This is a genomic window from Arthrobacter sp. Y3221114, assembly GCF_059092625.1.
The window spans coordinates 346520-363496 of sequence record NZ_JBNHHW010000004.1 but is presented as its reverse complement, the minus strand read 5'-3'; the positions used below and the strand labels follow the sequence as shown (position 1 = coordinate 363496).

General features: G+C 67.8%; 17 protein-coding genes. 12 read left to right on the top strand and 5 right to left on the bottom strand.

Annotated elements, in window-relative coordinates; translation table 11 throughout:
• Positions 1-71 precede the first annotated feature (71 nt).
• Both AC5RV3_RS11265 and AC5RV3_RS11260 read right to left on the bottom strand, forming a co-directional pair.
• On the bottom strand, positions 72-1103 hold the full coding sequence (locus tag AC5RV3_RS11265; RefSeq protein WP_494122208.1) for an isopenicillin N synthase family dioxygenase: 1032 nt from the start codon (positions 1101-1103) through the stop codon (positions 72-74).
• A 131-nt stretch (positions 1104-1234) separates the two neighbouring features.
• Positions 1235-2146 carry a hypothetical protein gene (locus tag AC5RV3_RS11260; RefSeq protein WP_494122207.1) on the bottom strand — a complete coding sequence of 304 codons (912 nt, stop codon included), beginning with the start codon at positions 2144-2146 and terminating at the stop codon, positions 1235-1237.
• Positions 2147-2256: 110 nt separating this feature from the next.
• On the opposite strand from AC5RV3_RS11260, the gene AC5RV3_RS11255 reads away from it, so the two are divergent.
• The 5 genes from AC5RV3_RS11255 (at position 2257) to AC5RV3_RS11235 (ending at position 7222) form a co-directional block, all read left to right on the top strand.
• The gene (locus AC5RV3_RS11255) at positions 2257-2973 is read left to right on the top strand and encodes a DUF4352 domain-containing protein (RefSeq protein ID WP_494122206.1); all 717 of its coding nucleotides are present in this window, start codon (positions 2257-2259) and stop codon (positions 2971-2973) included.
• On the top strand, positions 2966-4528 hold the full coding sequence (locus AC5RV3_RS11250; protein WP_494122205.1) for a multicopper oxidase domain-containing protein: 1563 nt from the start codon (positions 2966-2968) through the stop codon (positions 4526-4528). The genes AC5RV3_RS11255 and AC5RV3_RS11250 overlap by 8 nt, the downstream gene beginning before the upstream one ends.
• On the top strand, positions 4528-6129 hold the full coding sequence (locus AC5RV3_RS11245; RefSeq protein ID WP_494122204.1) for a multicopper oxidase domain-containing protein: 1602 nt from the start codon (positions 4528-4530) through the stop codon (positions 6127-6129). The genes AC5RV3_RS11250 and AC5RV3_RS11245 overlap by 1 nt, the downstream gene beginning before the upstream one ends.
• 123 nt (positions 6130-6252) lie before the next feature.
• Positions 6253-6552, top strand: a complete 300-nt coding sequence (locus AC5RV3_RS11240) for a type II toxin-antitoxin system VapB family antitoxin (protein ID WP_493977152.1) — start codon at positions 6253-6255, stop codon at positions 6550-6552.
• Positions 6545-7222 carry a LytR C-terminal domain-containing protein gene (locus AC5RV3_RS11235; RefSeq protein ID WP_494122203.1) on the top strand — a complete coding sequence of 226 codons (678 nt, stop codon included), beginning with the start codon at positions 6545-6547 and terminating at the stop codon, positions 7220-7222. Before AC5RV3_RS11240 ends, AC5RV3_RS11235 begins: the two co-directional genes overlap by 8 nt.
• A 61-nt stretch (positions 7223-7283) precedes the next feature.
• Here the strand turns inward: AC5RV3_RS11235 and AC5RV3_RS11230 are convergent, their stop codons facing one another.
• Positions 7284-8474 carry an MFS transporter gene (locus tag AC5RV3_RS11230; RefSeq protein WP_494122202.1) on the bottom strand — a complete coding sequence of 397 codons (1191 nt, stop codon included), beginning with the start codon at positions 8472-8474 and terminating at the stop codon, positions 7284-7286.
• Between the two features lie 427 nt (positions 8475-8901).
• Positions 8902-9606, bottom strand: coding sequence for a DsbA family oxidoreductase (locus AC5RV3_RS11225; protein ID WP_494122345.1), 705 nt, complete (start codon positions 9604-9606; stop codon positions 8902-8904).
• Between the two features lie 181 nt (positions 9607-9787).
• Between AC5RV3_RS11225 and AC5RV3_RS11220 the strand changes: the two genes are divergently transcribed.
• Positions 9788-10441: a GDSL-type esterase/lipase family protein gene (locus AC5RV3_RS11220; protein WP_494122201.1), complete on the top strand. Its 654-nt coding sequence runs from the start codon at positions 9788-9790 to the stop codon at positions 10439-10441.
• Position 10442: 1 nt separating this feature from the next.
• Here AC5RV3_RS11220 and AC5RV3_RS11215 read toward each other — a convergent pair whose 3' ends face one another.
• On the bottom strand, positions 10443-11879 hold the full coding sequence (locus tag AC5RV3_RS11215; RefSeq protein WP_494122200.1) for an amino acid permease: 1437 nt from the start codon (positions 11877-11879) through the stop codon (positions 10443-10445).
• 319 nt (positions 11880-12198) lie between these two features.
• Between AC5RV3_RS11215 and AC5RV3_RS11210 the strand changes: the two genes are divergently transcribed.
• The 6 genes from AC5RV3_RS11210 (at position 12199) to AC5RV3_RS11185 (ending at position 16790) form a co-directional block, all read left to right on the top strand.
• Complete coding sequence (locus AC5RV3_RS11210) at positions 12199-13545, top strand: hemolysin family protein (protein ID WP_493988613.1); 1347 nt, start codon at positions 12199-12201, stop codon at positions 13543-13545.
• Positions 13546-14586, top strand: coding sequence for a hemolysin family protein (locus tag AC5RV3_RS11205; RefSeq protein WP_494122199.1), 1041 nt, complete (start codon positions 13546-13548; stop codon positions 14584-14586).
• A 174-nt stretch (positions 14587-14760) separates the two neighbouring features.
• The gene (locus AC5RV3_RS11200) at positions 14761-15093 is read left to right on the top strand and encodes an ArsR/SmtB family transcription factor (protein WP_494122198.1); all 333 of its coding nucleotides are present in this window, start codon (positions 14761-14763) and stop codon (positions 15091-15093) included.
• Positions 15094-15106: 13 nt separating this feature from the next.
• Entirely contained in the window at positions 15107-15604 is a 498-nt protein-coding gene (locus AC5RV3_RS11195) for an SRPBCC family protein (RefSeq protein ID WP_494122197.1), read from the top strand.
• A 32-nt stretch (positions 15605-15636) separates the two neighbouring features.
• Positions 15637-16044 (top strand): VOC family protein, encoded by a 408-nt coding sequence (locus AC5RV3_RS11190; protein ID WP_494122196.1) that lies wholly within the window; start codon positions 15637-15639, stop codon positions 16042-16044.
• A gap of 116 nt (positions 16045-16160) precedes the next feature.
• On the top strand, positions 16161-16790 hold the full coding sequence (locus AC5RV3_RS11185; protein WP_494122195.1) for a CG0192-related protein: 630 nt from the start codon (positions 16161-16163) through the stop codon (positions 16788-16790).
• Positions 16791-16977 lie beyond the last annotated feature (187 nt).

Sequence of the window (16977 nt, the reverse complement as noted above, 5' to 3'; positions counted from 1 at the left end):
CAGCCGAAGGCCCGGCTCGGCGGCCCGAGCCCCCGGAAAGCAGCCCGGCAGCCCGACCCGAGCTTGCGCGCTTACTTCTTGGCGAGCAGCTCCGGGTAGTACTTCTCGGTCACGTCCGGGTGGGCGCGGAGCCGGCCCTTGAGCATGTTGGCGCCGAAGCTGGAGAGCATCGGGTTGGTCGGGTCGTCGGTGCGGCCGCGGGACTCGGCCTTGAGCTCGTCCGGCAGCGGGACCGGGTCGATCACGGCATCCAGGCGCGGAGACCAGAAGAACGGCACGGAGTAGCGGTCCACGCCGGGCGGCGGAGCCTGCACGCGGTGGACGGTGGCGGTGATGTAGCCGTCGGTGGCCACCTCCAGCATTTCGCCCAGGTTCACGACCAGGGCACCCTCGATCGGCTCGACCGGCAGCCACTCGTCGGACTCTGGCGGCCGCACTTCAAGCCCGCCGACCATGTCCTGCAGCAGCAGGGTGACGAAGCCGTAGTCGGCGTGCACGCCCACGCCCTGGTCGCCGGCTTCCTCCACGACGCCGCCCACGTAGTGCACCAGCTTGCCCATCCAGTGCGGCGTGCCGGCGAACGGTTCGTCGAAGTAGTCTTTCGGCAGGCCCAGTCCGACGCCGATGGCCGAGAGCAGGTCATGGCCCACCGTGGACATCAGCTCGGCCCAGGCCATGGCCTTCTCGCGCAGGTCCGGCTGCACGGCATCCGGCCACTGGTTCGGGCCGCGGAGCAGCCAGTACTTCTGGTCCTCGGGGTAGTCGGCGACCGGTTCGCTCTCGGGCGAGTAGTCCAGCTGCTCGCGGGCATCGGCGCGGCCCTGCGTCCGCTCGGTGCCCATGCGGGTGTAGCCGCGGAAATGCGGGGAGTTTCGGTTGTCCAGCTTCAGCCGTTCTTCCAGCGGCAGCTCAAAGAAGCGCTTGATCGCGTCGAAGAGCTCCGCCACCTGGCCCTCGGCAGCGCCGTAGCCGGTGATCTGGAAGAACCCGACGCGGTGCGCGGCGTCGCGCAGCTGGTCGATGAAGTCCGGGTTGAAGCTGCCGTCCGCCAACCGGGCGGTGCTCATGTCGAGTACTGGAATGCTCCCCTGAAGTGCGTTCATGGAAGGCAGACTAGCACCGGGCCCGGAGTCAATTGTTACGGACGTTACGTTTTGCTGCGGCCGCGAAGTTTCGCTTGACTCGCAAGCGAAATCGGCGTGGAATGCGCCCCGTATTTCGCCGTGTTACGCCCCTACAGCGTCTGGGCGATTGCCGCCCACGTACGCAGGAACGCCGCGCCGGCCTCTTCGTGCACGGCCTTCGGGAAGCCCAGGTGCGCCGCGGTCAGCACCGGGTACGGCTTCTGCGGGACCCCGTCGTCCGGGCGGACATCCACGTGCAGCACCGCGTGCCCGTTGTGGTGCAGCAGGTCGGACATCGCGTAGTCGGTGCGCGAATCGCCCATCGTCCGCCAAGCGTGCGGCACCACGCCGTCCGCGGCCAGCATTTCCAGCGCCCGCTCGGCTCCCAGGTCCTTGCCCAGCTGCACCGACTCGATGTCGGTGGCGATGATGTTCGGGTCCACCCGGTAGTCAATCCGGTCGTCGCTGTCCGGCAGGTGCTGATCCAGGCGGGTGGCACCCATGCCGAACCTGCTCATCAGAGCCAGGACCTCGGCGTCGAACTTTTCCTGCACCTGGCGGTACTCCCGGTTTTCCGTTCCCACCACCTGCTCCACGGAGACCATGGCCCGCTTGGTTTCGTCGAAGAACATGTGGCTGGAGTAGCCGGAGCTGACCAGCTTGCGCACCTCGGCGGCGAACTCCTGCGGCGGGGCCAGCGAATGGTCCACGTGGACGGTGCCTGGGCCGGCCGCGGTGAAGCTGAACCAGACGGCGCCCTTTTCGCACACCGCATAGCAGCGCACCCCCGGCGGCATCCCGGCGGCCAGCATCGGCTCCATCACCTGCTCCCGGATGAACAGGTCCGACCGTCCGGTGTTGAACACAATCGGCCAGCCGCGTTTGGCCATCACCAGCAGCGAGTGGATGATCTCCGAGGGCACCGTGCGGGTCACCGGCGAGGAAACCGGGCCGTCGACGTCCAGCAGCAGTCCGATGGGCGGCTGGTCCGGGCGGGCAGGGAGACCGGCTGTGAGGCTCATGGTCCCAGTATGACGGGGCGGCAGGGCCGTTTGCATCCCACCAGTTTTTCCCAAGCCCGCGCGGCAAGGATGAGTGCCTACAGGCATGGGGGACGGGAAGCGGTAAAGCAATGACGACGCTCTATGGGGATAGCGCGGTCGTGCCGGGGCCGGACAGCAGCGCGAGCCTGCCGTCCGGCCTTTCGCGCCGTGTTTTTGGGGTACTTGTTGGAGCCGGCGTCGCGGGCGTGGCGGGGGGTGCAGGCCTGCTCACGGCCAGCCACCTGCGGGCGGGCAACCTGGGTTCGGGAGGCGCGGAAACGTCCTTCGGGAGCGTGCGACTGGTGTCCGCGGAGCGCCAGCATCGGATGGCGTACGACGGCGGTGTTCCCGCCACGGGCGCGGAGTCCTCCGCTGCGGCGCGGCCGGCAGCGGCCGGCGCTGCTTCGGGTCGGGGCACTGACCCGGGTGGATTCGGGCACGCCGGCCACGGTGCCATCGTGGCGGCGGCCCCGCAGCCGGCAAACATGACGTGGGGCGACCACCTGCTGGTGGAGCTGGAGGTGCAGAACGCCTCGGAGGACGAGGTGCTGTTCGCCCCTGGACAGCTGCGGCTGAGGGTCGGCGACGGCGGCCCGACGGTGACCAACCGGGACTCGGGGGACGCCGTGGCGCTGGCGCCCGTCAGCGCCGAGCGCTTCTGGATCAGCTTTCTGGTGCCGGCGGACGCGCAGCGCTTCTCCGCGGAGTTCACGGATCCGTGGCTGCATGCGGCGCCGTTGCAGCTTGGCCTGCCGCGGGTGGCGATTAGGCCCGGGTGGCTGAACGAGGGCGGCCATCATGACTGAGCACGTGCCGGAGCCGGACCGCGGCGCCTTGGGCCAAGACAGCGTGGGCCAGGACAGCGCGGGCCGGGACAGCGTGAGTCCGAACAGCGTGGGCGAGGACACCTTGGGCCAGATCGGTGCCGGGAAATCCGGCGTCGGGCGCTGGGATTTCCTGAAATACGGGGCAGCAGCCGGACTCGGCGCGCTTGCCCTCGGCGGGACGGGCAATGCCGCCGCTGCGGCGCAGGCCGCGAGTGCCGCCGCGGCACCGGCGCCGGCAGCCGCCGCCGCTGCGCCGCTGGCAGGTGTGCGGCGCGCCCCAACCCGGCGCTCCGCCGTCGTGCCCATCCCAGGCGTGCTGGACCTGTACATCAACGAGGGCTACCTGAAGATGGTGGATGACTCGCTGGTCTACCACCGCGGTTTCGGCGACCGCCCCACAGGCCTGCGGGACGCCTCGCCGAGCCTGGCCGTGACGCCCAAGGTGTTCACCGCCGACGGGCGGCTGGTGGAGTCGCGGAGCTATCCGCTGGGCGCGGCGCTGCCGCCGCGCGGCACCCCGCAGCCATACGGCCCGGACCCGGCGAACCCCGGGCAGTACTTCATCCGCCGCAACCACTGGGCCAGCTACTTCCCCGCGCGCAGCATCATCGCCGAGGTCGGTTCGACGCTGCGCTTCCGGGTGCACAATCGGCTGGCCAAGGACCATGAGTTTGTCCTGCACGACGTCGGACCAGGCCACGCGGACGCCCGGACCGGTCCGATTGCGCCGGGTGGGAGCGCACTGCTGGAGCTGCCCTGCCCGCCGGCCGGCTCGTACATTTACAGCGATCCGACCAACGCGCCGGTTGAGCGGACCCTCGGGCTCTTCGGCGCGCTCGTGGTGATGGATCCCGTGCGCCAGTGGGACATCACGCCCGGCAGGGCCAGCTTCGAACGGCAGTGGGTTTGGATCTGCCACGCGGTGGAGTCGAACTGGGCTGCCATCGAGGCCGCCGGCGGCACCGTTGACCCGCTGCAGACCAAGGCGGTACCGCGGTACTTCACGCTTAACGGGCGCAGCGGCTACGAGTCGCTGGCGATGACCCGGAACGAGGCGCTCAACCTGGCCAGCGACGAGGAAACCCTGGTCTCCGGGTATCCGCGCCAGCTCGATGTGCGCCAGTTCGGCGAAGGCACCGCCGCCGGCACCCTCCGCGGCGGCCAGTTGGTGCGGCTGATCAACCCCGGAATCGTGTACCACCAGATCCACTTCCACGGCAACCACCTGTGGACCGTGCGGCGGAACAACTACCACTGGCCGCGGCGCGACGGGTACGTGGACCAGCAGGGCCACGTGGTGCTGCAGCAGTGGGAGGACGTGGTGGAGCTGCAGCCGATGGACCGCAAGGACTGCATCATGCCGGTCAAGCGGCCGCCGGATGCCCTGGATCCGGTCTGGTTCGCCCGGACCACCGACTGGGAGTACCCGATGCACTGCCACGCCGAGCCCTCGCAAACCGCCGCCGGCGGCATGTATCCGGGCGGGCTGGTGGCGCACTGGAACCTGAAGGCACCGATTCCCGGGGAGGGATGATGAGCAACCCGAGAGTCCCCTTGCGCGCCGAGAGCCAAGCCGCGAAACGGGCCGAAGAGCAGCGCAAGCGGGCCGAGGCCGAGCGGAAGCAGGACGAAGCTGCCCGTCGGCGCGAGGAGGACCGGAAGAAGCGGGAAGCCGAACAACGGAACAGGAAGACGGCGGACAACCGCAAAGACGGGGCCAGGTCCACGCCCAGCGCGACGCCGAAACCGACCGCGACGCCGAAACCGAAACCGAGCGCGACGCCGAAACCGAAACCGAGCGCGACGCCGAAACCGACCGCAAACCCGAAGCCGTCGGCGACACCCCGTCCCACGGCGACGGCGGCGCCCACGTTGGAACCGACCACCTCGCCCACGGGCCATCCCACCGCCGCACCGACGCCGAAGCCAACCAACGAACCAACGGAGGCACCGACGTCGTCCCCCACCGGGGAACCGACCCAGCCCACCGGGCAGCCGACGCCGAGCCCGCGTCCCACGAGCGACGACGACCGCCCGCGCCACCGCTTCCGGAGCCAGGTGGACTTCAGCTCGGACCAGTTGGATCTGGACCGCCCGGTGACCGAGTTCCGGCAGACGCCGCATTCGTCTGTCTACCTGGAGGTCTTTAACCGGGACCTGCGGTTCGACGACGGCGCGCAGTTTGAGATGTGGAGCTTTGACTCGAGGGAGTCGGGCCGCGGCTTTCCCGGCCCGTTGATCCGGCCGTTGGAGGGGCAGATTTTCCACGCCACCGTGCATCCCTCTATGGGGCCGCACACCATCCACTGGCACGGGCTGGAACCTGACCCGCGCAACGACGGCGTCGGCCACACCTCATTCGAGATCGGCGGCACGTACACGTACCAGTGGGCGCCGGAACCGGGCCGGCCCGGAGATCCCAACTACGGCGCGGCCGGCACCTACTTCTACCACTGCCACGTCAACACCGTGCTGCACGCGCAGATGGGGATGTTCGGCCCCGTGATCGTGGATCCGGTGGTGCACCCCGACTATCCGGTGACGCCGGGGGCGCGGCGGGCGTTCGTGGACGGGCCGGAGTACGACATCGACACCGAGTCCATGCTGATTCCGTACTCGGTGGATCCGCGCTGGCACGAGATGCACCACGCGGCCGGGCTGTCCGGGGAAGACGTGGGGCTGAACCGGTACGAGCCCAGGCACTTCTACCTGATGGGCGGCGAGCTGATCCGCCGGCGCTCCGGCGACAACCGGGTGTGGAGCCTGTCGGCGCTGCGGGCCAACGTGGCCGGCGGTGAGAAGAAGCCAACGCTGCTGCGCATCCTGAACGCCAATTACCTGCCCAACCGCATGTACTTCACGACCGTGGACGGGGAGCCCGTGCGGATGGCCGAGCTCATCGCCCACGACGGCCGGCCGTTCCGTGACACCTCCGTCCCCGGTGCGCCGTCACCGACCTGTCGGGAGTCCGGATACCCGCTCATGACCGACGTGCTGGCCTTCGGGGCGGCCGAGCGGTACGACGTGATGCTGCATCCGCCGGAGCGGGGGGAGTACCGGCTGCGGGTCGAGTGGGAGGACTGGATCACCGCCGAGACCGTGGGCGTCCGCGAAGTGCCCATCACCGCGGCCTGACCCGCGTGGAGGCGCCAGACACCCCAACACGTGCAGCACGCGGTCCGTAACCTTTTGGCTACGGGTCCGCGGCACGCTGGGACGCACGTTTCCTTCGCGGGCCGACTTCCTTAGGCTGGGTTGGTGATCTTCAAAGCCGTGGGCGATAGCCGCCCCTACCCCGAACATGGCCACGTCAGCCCTAAGGACTGGGCCGAGGTGCCGCCGCGCCAAGTGCGCCTGGACGAGCTGATCACCACCAAGTCAACGCTTAACCTCGATGCCCTGCTGGCCGAGGACTCCACGTTCTTCGGGGACCTGTTCCCGCACGTGGTGCAGTGGCAGGGGAACCTTTATTTGGAAGACGGACTGCACCGCGCGGTCCGCACGGCGCTCCACCAGAGGGCCGTGCTGCATGCCCGGGTCCTGGTGGTCGATGACTGAACCCAGCGTTCCGCCGCCACCCCGACGCAAGCCCAAGCAGATACTGAGCTGGCAGGGCCAGCGCGTCATCACCGAAGAGGATCTGGACCGCGTCTTCGTTGACGACGGCAATGTGGAGAGACCGCACGTCTACTACCGGCGGATCCTGCACGGGGTGGTGTTGGTGCTGCTGGTCGGCCTGGTCATCGCCGCGGTGCTCGCGGCCCTGGCCGTCGCCCGCGGCGACCTGAAGGTCCCCGGCTGGGGTCCGCCGCCGCCCCCGGAACCGGTCACCTGCCCCACCGGCACCTACGACTACCCGGACAACGGTTCGTTCCGGCTCAACGTCTACAACGGCACTCAGCTGGAGGGCCTTGGCAGCAAGGTGGCCGCCGCGTTGTCCGACCGCGGCTACGACATCGGCTCCGTCGGCAACAAAACCTTGAGCGTCTACGGTATGAGCGCCGTCGTCGTGTCGGGCAAGGCCGGCGAAGCCAACGCCTTCAATCTGCAGCGGAACATCCCTGACTCGGAATATGTGGCCGATGACCGCACCGACGACAGCGTGGACGTGGTGGTGGGCGCCGGCTACAAGGAACTCGTGCCGGCCAACCGGGTGGACCAGACACCGGGGACGCTGAGCTGCCCGCGGCTGTCGCCCGACGCCAGCGAACCGGCGGAGCAGGAGTAGCGCTTCACGCACGACGGCGGTGCCTGGCCTGGGTGCCCGCCTCACCGCCGCGACGGGTCGTTTAGGCGCCGACGGCGCCGGTGGCACCCTTCCGGCGGCCGTGCACGAAGTAGTAGAGCACGGTGGTCAGCACCATCACCCCGGCCAGCAGGGCGTACATGCCCGGGTAGTCGAGAACCGGAACCAGCGTGCCCAGGATGATGGGTCCGAGCCCGGAGCCGACGTCGAGCATCAGGAAGAAGGTGGAGGTGGCCGTGCCGATGCGTATGGACGGCGACACCTTCACGGCAATCGCCTGCGCGCCGGACATGACGGTGCCGAAGCCGATGCCGCTGAAGATCGCCGAGCCGATGATGGTCAGGAGGGTGGGGTCCGGGATCAGCAGCGCCAACCCCAGCACGAAGGAAATCAGGGTGGGGTACATGACGCTGTTGTCGCCGCGGCGGTCCTGGATCCGGCCGGCGAACAGGCGGGAGACCAGCACCGCCCCGGCGTAGACCAGGAAGAAGACGCTGGCCGCGGCGGTGGAGCCCCGCGACTCGGCGTAGGAGGTCAGGAAGATCAGGATGCCGGAGTAGGAGGCCCCGGCCAGCAGGATGATGCAGGAAATGGGTAGGGCCGCCGTCTCGAAAATGTCGCTCAGGCTCATCCGGAACCGGCCGGACCGCTTCGCCGCGGGCAACTCCGGCACTCGCAGGAACAGGGCCACCACCAGGGCAACCACGGAGGCGGCGGCGCAGAAGTAGAACATGGCGTCGTAGTTGCCCAGCCCCGCCAGCAGCACGCCCACGAACGGGCCCACCGCCGTCGAGAGCGTGGTGGACAGGCCAAAATACCCGGTTCCCTCGCCACGCCGGGTGTGGGGGATGAGGGTCTGGGCCGAGGCCGCCACCGCGGTGGTGCCCGCACCGAAGGCCATGCCGTGCACGATGCGGAGCACCAGCAGCCAGGCCAGTGAACCCGTGGGAATGTACAGCAGCGAGGCGGCCACGAACACGGCCATGGTCACCAGGATCATCTTCCGGCGGCCCACGACGTCCAGCAACCGGCCGGCGAAGATCCGCGCGATGACCGAACCGAGCACGAACGCGCTGGACGTGAAACCGGCGGCGGTGTCGGAGGCCTGGAACCGGTCCACGGCGTAGAGCGCCATGGTGGTCATCAGCATGTAGAAGACCAGGGAGATGAACAGGTTGACGACGATGGCCAGAATGAAGTTCTTGGTCCACAGCCTCGTCGGTTGCTGATCCATCCCGCTATCAGTCCTCTCTCAATCGGGCCGAAGCCTCGGCCAGCCATTGCCAGTACATGCACCTGCGCACGCGGATGGAACCGCAGTGCGCAGCCAGGGGTGCTTCGCCGCGGTCGTCCAGGGGACGCGGTCGCCACAGTTAAGGGGAGCGGACCATCGCGGGACGGCGGTGTGCCGCCAGGCGATGCAAAAGGGTCCGTGGCAGAATCCTCGGCGACGAGGTGCCAAGCCTTTTCACTCTACTGCGGGTCCCTGTTTCACGCTGGTGGGCAGCGATATGAGCTTCGACACGGGGAACTCCAAGCGTGGGCCCCGGTGCACCCTTCAGCAACGTATCGTTTCGGGAGCCCGGCAACCGTCCCTCACAGCACACAAGAAAACCGGCGGGCCGCTCAGGAAGGCAGCCCGCCGGTTCCGGTCGGTCAGGTCAGTTGCAGCCGTCGGGACCGCACACCGCGCCGTCGTCGGTCTTCGACTGCGGCAGCACGGTCAACGGGCTGCGCTCGTTCCACGCCTGCCGGATCGCCTGCGCGAACGCCTCGGCGGGCTGCGCCCCGGAGATCCCGTACTTGCGGTCCAGCACGAAGAACGGCACCCCGTTCACGCCGAGCTCGCGCGCCTCGGCGATGTCGGCGCGGACCTCCGCGGCAAAGCGGTCGCCCGCCAGGGTTTCGCGGATCTCCGCTGCGGGAAGACCCAGTTCGACGCCGATGCCCACCAGGTACTCGGCGTCGCCAATGTCTTTGCCCTGCTCGAAATGGCCGGACAGCAGGGCTTCCTTGGCCCCGTCCATCACGCCGTGCTCCTTGGCCAGGTGCAGGAAGCGGTGGGCGGTGAAGCTGTTGGCAACCACCACGGAGTCGAAGTCGTAGTTCAGGCCCTCGCCGGCGGCCTGCGCCGTGACGTGGCCGAACATCTGCTTGACCTGGTCCTGGGGCATGCCCTTGATCCGGGACAAGTAGTCGGTCTCGGTGCCGTCATAGTGCTCCGGCAGCGTGGGGTCCAGCTGGTAGCTGCGCCATTCGACGTCGATCTGGTCCTTGTGTTCGAAGCCCTCCAGGGCCGTCTCGAAGCGGCGCTTGCCGATGAAGCACCAGGGGCAGGCAATGTCGGACCAGATCTCAATCTTCATGGACACGTCAACAAAGAGTGCGGGCCGGCTATTCCGCCGGTCCAGCTCGCGGCTGATCCCGGGAGCGGAAGGAGATGCGGCCCTTCGGCTGAGGCCGGACGGGGGATAAAGTGTGCTCACCGGCCGAGTGCCTGCTCGCCGGCCAAATACCTGCCCACCGACTCTGGATCAGGAGGGCGACATGGCATCTGACGCACCAGGCGGCACCGGCCACGTGGTGCTGCTCGGCGATTCGGTGTTCGACAACGCTGCCTATGTTGCCGGGGGCCCCGACGTCGTGACGCAGCTTCGGGGGCTGCTGCCGCGCGGGTGGCAGGCCACGCTCCTGGCTCTCGACGGCGCCGTCATCAGCGGGGTCGCCGGCCAGCTCCGCTCCCTCCCGCGGGACGCCACGCACCTGGTGATCAGCGTCGGCGGGAACGACGCCCTGGGATTCGCCTACCTGCTCAATGAACCGGCCGTGTGGGCGGCCGAGGCCCTGGCCATGTTCGCCGATGCCCAGGACAAGTTCGGCGCTGGTTATGCCGGGATGCTAGATGCGGTGGCGGCCACCGGCCTGCCGACGGCAGCCTGCACCATCTACGACACCCCGCCCTCAGGCCCCGACCAGCGGATCATCAGGGCGGCCGCCGCCCTGTTCAACGACCACATCACCCGGGCCGTCTTCGCCCGGGGGCTGGCGCTGGTGGACCTGAGGCTCATCTGTCCCGAAGACGACGACTACGCGAATCCGATCGAACCCTCCGTCCAGGGCGGACGCAAGATCGCGCACGCCATCAGCGCCTACCTGTTCCCCGAGCAGGCCGCCCCTCGCTCCCTGGTCATCGGGGCCTGAGCTACTGCTCCGCCGGCGTCCGCGACGGTTCCGCGGCCACGTCCACGCCGGTCTCGTCCACCAGCTCCGCGCGGCGCCGCCCGGCGCCCTTGATGCCGAAGCGGTAGGCCACGAACAGCAGGGCGATCCACGCACAGCCCACCAGCAGCGCCACCCGGGTGTCCGGCATGATGCCCAGCAGCACCACGATGAACACCATGAAGCCCAGCGCCAGGTAGGACGCGACGGGCCAGAACGGCACCGGGAATTCCGACGCCGGCAGCCCCTTCCGGGCAATCTCCCGCTTCATCGCGATGTGCGAGAGCAGGATCATCAGCCAGACCCACACGGTGGCGAAGGTCGCGATCGACGCAACAATCAGGAACAGGGACTCCGGCAGGAGCGCATTGAGCACGACGCCGGCCAGCAGCACCGCGGCCATCGTCGCCACCGTCATCCACGGCACCCCGTGGCGGGAAATCTTCGCGAAGGCCTTCGGCGCGTGGCCCTGCTCGGCCAACCCGTACATCATCCGCCCCGCGCCGAACGTGTCGGAGTTGATCGCGGAAATGGCCGCGGTGATCACCACGGCGTTGAGGATGTGCGCGGCCGCCGGGATGCCCAGCATGTCGAAGATCTGCACGAAGGGGCTGGTGGAACCGTCGATCCGGTCCCACGGCGCGATCATCATCAGCACAGCCAGCGTGCAGACGTAGAAGAGCAGGATCCGCACCGGCACCGTGTTGATCGCGCCGGGGATCGCCTTCTTCGGGTTCTTTGCCTCGCCGGCCGTGATGCCGATGGTCTCAATTCCGCCGAAGGCGAACATCACAATGGAGAAGGAGGCCAGCAGCCCCCAAAACCCGTTGGCGAAGAAGCCGCCGGACCCCAGCATGGTCTCCAGACCCGGGTTGGCGCCGTCCGGCAGCCCGAAGCCGAAGATGATGATCGCGGCGCCGCCGGCAATCATCGCGATGATCGCCGCGACCTTGACCAGCGACAGCCAGAACTCGGTCTCGCCGAACACCCTGACCCTGACCAGGTTGAGGGCGGCGATGAAGAACACGACGGCGAGGATCCAGATCCAGCGCGGCACCTCGGGGAACCAGAAGCCCATGTAGATGCCGAACGCCGTCACGTCTGCGATCGCCACAATGGCCATCTCGAACGCGAACGTCCAGCCGGTGATGAAGCCGGCGAACGGCCCCAGGTAGCGGCTGGCGTACTGGCCGAACGATCCGGAGACCGGGTGCCGCACGGCCATCTCGCCCAGCGCCCGCATGACCAGGAAGACCGCGGCCCCGCCGACGGCGTAGGCCAGCAGCACGGCCGGGCCGGCGGCCTGGATCGCGGCGGCGGAGCCGTAGAACAGCCCGGTGCCAATCGCGGAGCCGAGGGCCATGAAGCGGATGTGGCGGACAGTCAGGCCACGCGCGAGCGCGGACGCGAATTGCGGCATCGGAGAAACTACCTTGCTGGAGGGAGACGGCCGGTCAGAAAATGCGGCCAATCAATTCTACGCCCGGCCCGCAACCTCCGTGGGCCACCCCCGGTTCCACCCGCACCCCGCTTCCACGGTCGGCAGGGTGCGGTCCTTTTGCAGTGGACGGGTCGGCAATGGCAGAATTATGCTGTCCACGACGTCAGGTCGCGGACTTTTTCTGTCTTTGATCTTGAGAGGATCTGATGTCCACTCCCGGTGACAGTCCGGGGCATAGTCCATGCCCCCTGCTGACCCTCGAAAATACTCCGAGAAACGCAGCAGGGGGTGTTTGTAAGTGGAACTAATGTCGATCCTCGGTGGCCTCCTCCTGATAGCTGGCTGTGGCTTGTTCGTTGCGGCCGAGTTCTCCCTGATCACGGTCAACCGCAACGCGGTCAGGGACGCCGCAGCCGCCGGTGACAAGAAATCCGTCGGTGTCTTGAAGGCGATGAACACGCTGTCCACCCAGCTGTCCGGCGCCCAATTGGGCATCACGCTGACCAACCTCGGCATCGGCTTCCTCGCCGAACCGGCGATTGCCGTCCTCGTATTGGGCCCGCTCATGGATGCAGGGCTGGCGGAGCCGGCAGCCCGCTCCGTTTCCATCACTATCGCCTTGGTTCTGGCAACGGTCTTGACCATGGTTTTCGGCGAGTTGGTTCCGAAGAACCTGGCGATCGCCAAACCACTGGCCACCGCACGCGCCGTTTCAGGCTTCCAGCGCGGATTCAGCGCCGCGACCAAGCCACTGCTCGTTTTCTTCAATGGCACGGCCAACAAACTGGTCCGGGCGATGGGCATTGAGCCGCAGGAAGAACTCGCGTCCGCCCGTTCCGCCGAGGAGCTGACCGTTCTGGTGCGCCATTCGGCCCGGCAGGGTGTACTGCCGGTGGAGACCGCCGAACTGGTCCGCCGGTCGTTCGCGTTCGGGGCCCGCCGTGGCCACGACGCCATGACTACCCGAACGCGGATAGTTTCTGTCGCCCCCGATCAGAGCGTTCAGGAGATGCTCGACATCGCCGCTGCCAGCGGCCACTCACGCTTCCCCGTCATGGAGCCCGGTTCCCATGAGGTGCTGGGTATCGTGCATATCCGGCGCGGCCTGGCCGTGCCCTTTCCCGACCGCGGCCGCCGCACCGTCACCGAGATCATGGATGCCCCTACGCTGATCCCGGACACCGTTGAACTCGACGACCTGATGGACACGCTGCGGGCCGGCGGCCTCCAGATGGCAATTTTGATCGATGAGACCGGTGACGTCGCTGGTTTGATCACCTTGGAGGACCTCGTCGAGGAGCTCGTGGGTGAAGTCTTGGACGAACACGACCCCGACGACGGCAGTAGTGAACGGCTGCCCTTCGGTGTGTGGCGTCTCGACGGCGCGCTGCGCCCCGATGAGGCGACAGAGATCTTGGGTCACGCCATTCCGGACGGCACCGAGTACGACACCATCGCCGGCCTGTTTACCCTCCACCTGGGCCGTATCGCCGAGGCCGGAGACACCGTCGAGTTGGCGACGGAGCAGTCCCATGGCCACCCGGCAGCCAAAATCGAGCTGCGCGTCGAGGAGATGGACGGTGCAAGGATTTCGAAGCTCCTGGCCACCGCCACGCCCCTTGGAACCGAAGAAGAGGGCCGCTAAATGGATGCCACCGGAATCATTCTGACCATCGTCCTGCTCGCCGCGAACTTCTTCTTCGTCGGCGCCGAGTTCTCCCTCATCGCCGCACGCCGAAGCATTATCGAGCCCCGGGCAGAACAAGGCGGACGGGCCGCCAAAATGACCCTGTGGGCCATCGAGAACGTCTCGCTCATGATGGCCGGCGCGCAGTTGGGCATCACCGTCTGCTCCCTGGCGCTGGGCTACGTCACGAAACCCATGGTGGTTTACGCCCTCGAAGGGCCCTTCAGCGCCTGGGGAGTCCCGGCCGCCTTGATCGACCCGATCGCCTACGCCATTGCCTTGAGCGTCGTGACGTTCCTGCATGTGGTCCTCGCCGAGATGGTGCCGAAGAACATCGCCTTGGCCGGACCTGAGCGGATGGCCTTTGTCCTGGGCCCGGTGCTCGTCGTCGTCGTACGCATCCTGCAACCGCTGCTGTGGTGCATGAATGCCATCGGCAACGGGATTCTGCGTTTGTTCAAGGTGGAACCCAAGAACGAGGTCGCCAGCACCTTCACCCGCGACGAGGTGGCAGGCCTGGTCGAGGAATCACGCGAGGGCGGGCTGCTGGACAAGCAGGATGAACGGCTCCTGCTCGGCGCCCTGACGTTCGAAGAACGGTCGGTCGAGAGCATCGTGATCCCGCTCAGCAAGGTCACCACCCTGCCGTCCGGATGCACCCCGGAGCAGATCGAACAGGTTGCCGCCAACGGCTTTTCCCGCTTCCCGGTTCAGTCCGCCACAGGGGAACTGGACGGATACGTCCACGTCAAGGACCTGCTCAAGCTCGACGCCACGGCCAGGAACCGGCCGTTGCCGGCCAGCCTGGTGCGCGCCCTGCCGCAGGTGAACCTGAACGCTGCGCTGCGTTCCTCGTTGCACCGCATGCAGCGCGAAGGGGCACACCTGGCGCTTGCCATCGACGGCTCCGGCCGCCCGTACGGCATTGTGACGCTCGAGGACATGCTGGAAGAGCTCGTCGGACAGATCCGCGACGACAGCCGAAGCACCCGCGCCTGAAGCGGCAGGGCAGCCGGGGACCTGAAGCTGCATAGGGGAGAGGCTGCTCCAGTCCGCGGTGGGCTCGCCGAGTCGGGCGTTGAGCCGGACTCGGCGAGCCGTGCTCCGACGTCCGCGAGAGAATTTACGCCAAACCCTTGACCCTATGTCCGACCAGGACTAACCTGCAACCAAATGGTTGTAGATCAAGTCAGTGACCTCGAGTTGGACCGCCTCTTCCAGGCGCTCGCCGACGCTACCCGCCGCGACATCGTCGCGAGGGTGCTCACCGGCGAGTTCTCGGTGTCGGGTCTGGCGGCGGGGTACAGGATGAGTTTCGCCGCGGTACAGAAACACGTCGCGGTTTTGGAACGGGCTTCCCTGGTGGTTAAGGAGAAGCGCGGAAGGGAGCAGATCGTGCGGCCTCATCCTGAAGGAGTGCGGAGAGCGCGTCGCCTGCTCGACGAATACGAGATGCTCTGGCGCCAACGCGTTGACCGGATCCAGGACATTCTCGCCAAGGGATAGGAAGGACACCGTCATGCCGATTACCGACACCAAGCAGGACGTCGAGGGCCTGAAGTTCACCATCGTGGCCGAGTTCGACGCACCCGTCGAGCGCGTTTGGCAGCTCTGGGCAGATCCGCGCCAGTTGGAACGCTGGTGGGGACCGCCGGAGTGGCCCGCCACTTTCGACAAGCACGAGTTCACTCCCGGCGGTAGGGCCAGCTACTACATGACCGGGCCGGACGGCGAGACGGCCGGCGGCTGGTGGAAAATCACCGCGATCGAGGCTCCGCACCGGCTGACCTTCGAGGACGGGTTTGCCAACGACGACGGCGAGCCGGTGGCGGACATGGGCACCACCTACGCCACCGTGACGCTGGAATCCATCAACGGCCGCACCCGGATGACCACCGAGTCCAGGTTCGAGTCCGCGGAGCAGCTGGAGAAGATGCTCGAGATGGGGATGGTCGAGGGCATGCAGGGAGCCATGGGCCAGATCGACGCCATCCTCGCCGAACCCGCGTCCGTCTGAGCCCGGGCATTCCACGAGCGGAAGGAGCACCCGTGTCACTCGTGCCATCCGGCCAGCCCGCCGTCCTGGCTTTGCCGACGGCGGACCGCCGCACATCGTTCGATTTCTACCGGGCACTCGGCCTGACTGCCGTCGGTGAACCCGCCGACGACGGCATCCCGGAGCCCCTGCAGTTCGAGGTGAACGCCGGCCTGCGGCTGATGTTTGTTCCGCACGGAGGCTTCGGCTGGGTCACCGCCAACCGGCCGATGGCCGCCGGCGACCAGACGGAATGCCTGTTGGGCCTGCCGGTCACCTCGCCGGAGGAGGTGGACGCGACAATCGACGCGGCCCGCCAGGCCGGGGCGAAAGTCGTCATGGAACCTGGCCGGCAGCCGTGGGGTTACTCGGCCGTCTTCGCCGATCCTGACGATCACCTCTGGCAGGTCACCGCCTCCTAGTTCCGAAAGGTTAAAGGCCGGGTGTGGCTCCTGCTACGGGAGCCGCACCCGGCCTTCGTCCTGCTCGCCAACGGTGGCACCACCCGGGCGACGCCCCGGCGTCGTAGGCTACGAACATGGCCATCATCTACGACGCAGTGCTGAAACCCACCAAGCTCGAGCTACTGGCCGCCTGGTTGCCGGGGCAGCCGTGGTTCCAGGAACTCGGGGCAGACGCCGCCGAGCTGGAACACCTTGGCGCCTTCCGCTTCGACGATCCGGACGGGGAAGTCGGCATGGAAACCCACCTGGTCCGGGCCGGCGACGGACCGGTGCTGCACGTTCCGTTGACGTACCGCGGCGCGCCCCTGACCGGCGCCGAGCAGTTCCTGGCCGGGACCATGGAACACTCGGTGCTCGGCGACCGCTGGATCTACGACGCCTGCGCCGACCCGGTCTATGCCGTCGCGCTGGCCACGGTCATCATTCGGGGCGGTTCGGGCGCGGAGGTGTTCCGCGACGTGGACGGGAAGCTCGAGCCGGCAACCGGCGCCCTCCCGGTGCGCGGCAGCGGCGGTCCCGGCGGCATCGTCCCCACCACGACGACGGCGGTGCCCGCCACCGAGGGCAGCGTCACCACCATCGATGCCAGCCCGCTCACGCTGACCGTTTACCGCACTCCGGATTCCGGGGAGCGGCCGGGCACCGCCCTGACCTTGACCTGCTCGCTGGGTCAGCAGTCGCTGATTCTCGCCTCGGCCTGGTGAACCCGGCCGGACTGGAATGCCTTCGTCAGAGAGAACCCGCATTACGTTGTGCTCGATTTGACCCGCGGGAGGCGCGCCGGATAGGTTTTCGTGGCGTAGCTCACCAGCCAGCCCTTACGGGCGAGGGGAGCCTGCAAGCGGCCTGATCGGATGGCGATGGAGCCATTGCCCGGCCGTCCAACGGAAA

Bases quoted from the DNA above. Each gene is read 5' to 3' on its own strand.
- AC5RV3_RS11205 (WP_494122199.1), top strand. From the start codon at position 13,546: ATGGATGCCACCGGAATCATTCTGACCATCGTCCTGCTCGCCGCGAAC.
- AC5RV3_RS11230 (WP_494122202.1), bottom strand. From the start codon at position 8,474: ATGGATCAGCAACCGACGAGGCTGTGGACCAAGAACTTCATTCTGGCC.
- AC5RV3_RS11255 (WP_494122206.1), top strand. From the start codon at position 2,257: ATGACGACGCTCTATGGGGATAGCGCGGTCGTGCCGGGGCCGGACAGC.
- AC5RV3_RS11250 (WP_494122205.1), top strand. From the start codon at position 2,966: ATGACTGAGCACGTGCCGGAGCCGGACCGCGGCGCCTTGGGCCAAGAC.
- AC5RV3_RS11220 (WP_494122201.1), top strand. From the start codon at position 9,788: ATGGCATCTGACGCACCAGGCGGCACCGGCCACGTGGTGCTGCTCGGC.
- AC5RV3_RS11195 (WP_494122197.1), top strand. From the start codon at position 15,107: ATGCCGATTACCGACACCAAGCAGGACGTCGAGGGCCTGAAGTTCACC.
- AC5RV3_RS11185 (WP_494122195.1), top strand. From the start codon at position 16,161: ATGGCCATCATCTACGACGCAGTGCTGAAACCCACCAAGCTCGAGCTA.
- AC5RV3_RS11260 (WP_494122207.1), bottom strand. From the start codon at position 2,146: ATGAGCCTCACAGCCGGTCTCCCTGCCCGCCCGGACCAGCCGCCCATC.
- AC5RV3_RS11225 (WP_494122345.1), bottom strand. From the start codon at position 9,606: ATGAAGATTGAGATCTGGTCCGACATTGCCTGCCCCTGGTGCTTCATC.
- AC5RV3_RS11265 (WP_494122208.1), bottom strand. From the start codon at position 1,103: ATGAACGCACTTCAGGGGAGCATTCCAGTACTCGACATGAGCACCGCC.
- AC5RV3_RS11215 (WP_494122200.1), bottom strand. From the start codon at position 11,879: ATGCCGCAATTCGCGTCCGCGCTCGCGCGTGGCCTGACTGTCCGCCAC.
- AC5RV3_RS11245 (WP_494122204.1), top strand. From the start codon at position 4,528: ATGAGCAACCCGAGAGTCCCCTTGCGCGCCGAGAGCCAAGCCGCGAAA.
- AC5RV3_RS11200 (WP_494122198.1), top strand. From the start codon at position 14,761: ATGGTTGTAGATCAAGTCAGTGACCTCGAGTTGGACCGCCTCTTCCAG.
- AC5RV3_RS11235 (WP_494122203.1), top strand. From the start codon at position 6,545: ATGACTGAACCCAGCGTTCCGCCGCCACCCCGACGCAAGCCCAAGCAG.